The 3,361-nt window shown below is 60.2% G+C and carries 4 protein-coding genes; 3 read left to right on the top strand and 1 reads right to left on the bottom strand.

All coding sequences use genetic code 11. The features are described from left to right. A partial coding sequence (rplC, locus tag AB4Z11_RS27185) for a 50S ribosomal protein L3 (protein ID WP_442028959.1) occupies positions 1-589 on the bottom strand: 589 nt, incomplete at its 3' end. A 241-nt stretch (positions 590-830) separates the two neighbouring features. On the opposite strand from rplC, the gene AB4Z11_RS27180 reads away from it, so the two are divergent. The 3 genes from AB4Z11_RS27180 to AB4Z11_RS27170 form a co-directional block, all read left to right on the top strand. Further along, on the top strand, positions 831-1,589 hold the full coding sequence (locus AB4Z11_RS27180; protein WP_442028958.1) for a PEP-CTERM sorting domain-containing protein: 759 nt from the start codon (positions 831-833) through the stop codon (positions 1,587-1,589). Between the two features lie 15 nt (positions 1,590-1,604). Beyond that, the gene (locus AB4Z11_RS27175) at positions 1,605-2,393 is read left to right on the top strand and encodes a PEP-CTERM sorting domain-containing protein (RefSeq protein ID WP_442028957.1); all 789 of its coding nucleotides are present in this window, start codon (positions 1,605-1,607) and stop codon (positions 2,391-2,393) included. A gap of 84 nt (positions 2,394-2,477) precedes the next feature. Further along, on the top strand, positions 2,478-3,361 hold an 884-nt coding region (locus AB4Z11_RS27170; protein WP_442028956.1), incomplete at its 3' end, for an arabinan endo-1,5-alpha-L-arabinosidase.

The raw sequence follows: 3,361 nt of genomic DNA, 5'->3' as shown, positions 1-3,361 counted from the left end.
GTACTGCACCTTTCACCAGCAGCAGCTGGCGGTCAGCGTCGATACGAGCGATTTCCAGATTCTGGGTGGTGACGGTAACGTCGCCCATGTGACCGGTCATGCGCTTACCTGGGAACACTCGGCCTGGGTCCTGCGCCATACCGATGGAACCTGGTACGTTGTGCGAACGGGAGTTACCGTGGGTAGCACGGCCAGACGAGAAGTTGTAGCGCTTGATGGTACCGGCGTAGCCCTTACCAATCGAAACACCTTGTACGTCGATCTTTTGACCGACTTCGAACAGGGACACGGCAACAGCGTCGCCGGCTTTCAGTTCGGATGCTTTAGCAGCGTCAACGCGGAATTCCTTGATGAAGGAACCAGCTTCAACACCAGCTTTAGCGTAGTGACCGGCAGCAGCTTTAGTCACGCGGGATGCGCGACGCTGACCGAAGACAACCTGAACAGCGGAATAACCATCCACTTCAGGAGTTTTGATTTGCGCAACACGGTTGTTCGATACGTCCAGCACGGTCACAGGGATCGAGTCCCCATCATCCGTGAAGATGCGCATCATACCAACCTTGCGACCGAGGAGGCCAAGGCTCATTTTTTCTCCATTCCCACCTACGATTGGGCAGGACTAAGTTGAACTACAAAAAAAGATACGGGCCATAAAAAAGACGAACCCATACCGAAGCCGGCTAGTGTACTTCGATTTGCCCCTTGACGCAACAGGTTTGTACGGGGTATGTCAAATGTGCGCAGCATATTGTTAAGTCCGCCTACACTTCCCGACACACTTGCAAAAGTGCTACTTTTAATAAGCAAGCAACTACGGGGAAATCATCATGGCAATGAAACTTACGCGCCTCACGCCGGCGCTGATCCTGTATGGCGTTTTTGCGGCGCAACCGGCCCTGGCCGACCGGCTGAGCACTTCCCTGGTCCTGAGCGGACTGAATATCCAGTCCTGGTCGCTGACGGACAGCGCCGCCCTCGGCTATCAGCTCTACCCTGGCGGTGATGCGGTTTATGGAACCATCGCCGACACGCTCAACCGCGAGACCTCGTTGTTCGAGATGGATACCGCCGGCTCCTGGCGGCCGACGGCGGCAGCCGTGGCCGGCCTCAGCTCCGTCGCCGGCGGCGCCGTGACCGGCAAGCTGGGCGACGGTTCGCTGGTAAACAGTATCGATAGCATCGACGCGCCCTGGAACTACAGCTACGCCAATATGAACAGCCGCGGCCAGGTACGCATTGCGCCCTACAGCGTCAATATTTTCAGCGGCAATTGGTTATTTGACTATGAAAGCGAAGGCGATCTGCCCGACCGCAGTGGCAGCTTCCTGCTGCAAGCCTGCCTGTACGAGGGCTACGACTGCCTGCCGGGCTACACCGGCTTCAGCTTCGGCGAGCGTTCACTCAGCCGCAGCGGTACCTTCTCGCAAACGCTCACCAATAATAGCGACCGCACGCTGCTGCTGAACTGGCGCGTCTCGTCCTATATCGAAACCGGTTACGCCCTGGCGCCGGTACCGGAACCCGCCACCTGGGCCATGCTGGGCGCCGGCCTGCTGCTGGTGGGAACGCAGCGCCGACGCGCTTGAGCCAAGGGGCATGCCATGAAACTGCTGTCCCAAATGCTGTTGCTGCTTACGCTGGGCATTTCCGTCGCCCACGCTGGCCCGGTTAATGTCACGGTGACTGCGGACCAGTTCGCCTTTCAGGTGTGGGCACTGCAACCCGGCGCCCATCCCTCTTTCACGCTGACGCCTGGCAAAACCGATCTGGAGGCCGCGCTTCAGACTGCCGCCGGCAGTCCCAGTGTGGACGACCGCCAGCAATCGCCCGGCACCCGGGACGCGATGGCCGCCTCGGTCACGCACGGCGATTCGCTGGTGAATGCCATACTGAACCCGGCGCTGGGTTCGGCCAGCGTGCACGCCAGCGTTGCCGATGACGATGGCGCCTGGCGACAGGGCTATAGCCGCATCTGGAGCTTTCCCCGGATCGTGCTGGCACCGCAAAGCGGCCTGACCATCACCGGCCGCGCCCGGCTCACGTTCGAGAATCATGGCGGCTCCCTGGCGCGCGCCGACGGCATTTTCAGCACTTGCCTGCACGCCACCATTCCCACCGCCTGCGACGTCGACTACTCGCATTGGACAACCATGGCCATGTCGCCGGATGGCTTCAACGATAGCTTCAGCATGAGCATCCAGAATCCCGGCGACACGCCGCTGCCGATGACCTGGGACCTCATCCTGTTCACCCAGGCGGTGGCGCCACCGGTGCCCGAGCCGGCGACGTGGACCATGCTGTGCGCCGGGCTGCTGCTGGCCGGCGTATGGCGCAAGCCCAGATGGCGCGGCTCACGGGCGCATACCGAAAAAGGTATCAAGCTTGCGTAAAAACTCATTAGCAGTGCGGGTGAGTAACTCCTAATCTGTGCGGACAGCTTCGGCTGTCCATACTTATAACGATCAGGAGACCTTATGAAAAGATTATTGGCAGCCCTCTGCCTGGCTGCGCTCGCCCTTACCGCGCAAGCGATCACCCTCAGCGGCGTGCAGAACGCCCACGATCCCGGCACCATCACCAAGGACGGCGACACTTATTTCAATTTCACCACCGGCACCGGCATCTGGTACTCGACCTCAAAAGACATGATCACCTGGGCAGCCGGACCCGCGCCGGTGTTCACCACCTACCCCAGCTGGATCGCCAACAAGATCCCCAACTTCAGTGGTTCGTTCTGGGCGCCGGACGTGATCCATATGAACGGCAACTACTACCTCTATTACTCCGTTTCGACCTTCGGCACGTCGAGCTCCGCCATCGGCGTGGCGCGCTCGCCCTCGCTGAAGAACCCGCAGTGGACGGACCTGGGCATCGTGGTCGAATCCTTCGGCGGCAGCAGCGAAATCAATGCCATCGACCCCGCGCTGTACCGCGACCATGATGGCAAGGTCTATATGACGTACGGTTCCTTCTTCGGCGGCATCGGCATCGCGGAGATCAACCAGAGCACGGGCAAGCTGGCATCCAGCGTCAGCACCATCCTCGGTGGCGGCGGCAAGGACATGGAGGCGCCCTATATCACGCGCGATGGCGGCTATTACTATCTGTGGGTGAACCGCGGCGCCTGCTGCAAAGGCGTGGACTCTACCTATTACGTCGAAGTGCAGCGCGCCACGACCATCAGCGGCCCCTATTCCGGCACCCGCACCGCCTTGCCCAATGTCGACGGCCGCTATAAAGGCCCCGGCCACATCGCCGACCTGAAGCAGGATGGCTGCAACTGGGTGTCCATTCACTATTACGATCTGAACGACAATGGCAATCCCAAGCTGGACATCCTGAAGATGACGTACAGCGG

This window comes from Pseudoduganella sp. RAF53_2, assembly GCF_052113985.1.
GTDB lineage: Bacteria > Pseudomonadota > Gammaproteobacteria > Burkholderiales > Burkholderiaceae_D > Rugamonas.
Note: the sequence above shows the minus strand (reverse complement) of the source record. Positions and strands in the feature narration are given on the sequence as shown.

Bases quoted from the DNA above. Each gene is read 5' to 3' on its own strand.
- AB4Z11_RS27180 (WP_442028958.1), top strand. From the start codon at position 831: ATGGCAATGAAACTTACGCGCCTCACGCCGGCGCTGATCCTGTATGGC.
- AB4Z11_RS27175 (WP_442028957.1), top strand. From the start codon at position 1,605: ATGAAACTGCTGTCCCAAATGCTGTTGCTGCTTACGCTGGGCATTTCC.